Source organism: Noviherbaspirillum galbum (assembly GCF_010974945.1).
Lineage (GTDB): Bacteria > Pseudomonadota > Gammaproteobacteria > Burkholderiales > Burkholderiaceae_D > Noviherbaspirillum > Noviherbaspirillum galbum.
Map to the genome: position 1 here is coordinate 1 of NZ_JAAIVB010000029.1, position 1013 is coordinate 1013.

Sequence of the window (1013 nt, forward strand, 5' to 3'; positions counted from 1 at the left end):
TTCAGTGAATGATCTTGGCCAGGAAGTCGCGGGCGCGTTCCGAGCGCGGCGCGCCGAAGAACTCCTCCTTGCTGCAGTCCTCCACGATCTGCCCCCGGTCCATGAACACGATCCGGTTCGCCACCCGCTTCGCAAACCCCATCTCGTGCGTCACCACCATCATCGTCATCCCTTCCTGCGCCAGCCCCACCATCACGTCCAGCACCTCGTTGATCATCTCCGGGTCCAGCGCCGACGTCGGCTCGTCGAACAGCATCGCGATCGGGTCCATCGACAGCGCCCGCGCAATCGCCACCCGCTGCTGCTGCCCGCCCGACAACTGCCCCGGAAACTTGTCCTTCTGGCTCAGCAAGCCTACCCGGTCCAGGTACTTCAGCCCCTTCTCGGTGGCCTCCTCCTCGCTGCGGCCCAGCACCTTGACCTGCCCCAGCGTCAGGTTCTGCCGGATCGTGAGATGCGGAAACAGCTCGAAGTTCTGGAACACCATCCCGATCTTCGCCCGCAGCTTCGACAGGTTCGTCTTCGGATCCCCCACCGACTGCCCGTTGACCATGATCGTCCCCTCCTGGAACGGCTCCAGACCGTTGACCGTCTTGATCAGCGTCGACTTGCCCGACCCCGACGGCCCGCACACCACCATCACGTCGCCCTTGGCCACCTGCGTGCTGCAGTCGGTGAGCACCTGGAAGCTGCCGTACCACTTGCTGACCTTGTTGATTTCGATCATTTGCTTTTCCTTGTTCTGTCTGTGTTGTGCCCTGCGCCTGGTCCTTGCCTGTCTAGCGGATGATCGCCACCTTCGCCTGCAGCCGCTTGACCAGCGTCGACAGGCCCAGGCAGATCACGAAGTACACCAGTGCTACGAACAGGTACATCTCCACCAGCCGTCCGTCGCGCTGCGCAATCTTCGATGCCGCGCCCACGAAGTCCGTGATCGACAGCACGTACACCAGCGACACGTCCTGGAACAGCACGATCGTTTGCGTGAGCAGCACCGGAATCATGTTGCGGAA

General features: G+C 62.4%; 1 protein-coding gene and 1 pseudogene. Both read right to left on the reverse strand.

Features of this window, described 5'->3' with window-relative positions; translation table 11 throughout:
* Nucleotide 1 precedes the first annotated feature (1 nt).
* On the reverse strand, nt 2–727 hold the full coding sequence (locus G3574_RS08425) for an amino acid ABC transporter ATP-binding protein (protein WP_163961980.1): 726 nt from the start codon (nt 725–727) through the stop codon (nt 2–4).
* Nucleotides 728–779: 52 nt separating this feature from the next.
* Nucleotides 780–1013, reverse strand: a pseudogene (locus G3574_RS08430) (amino acid ABC transporter permease); the annotation flags it as partial.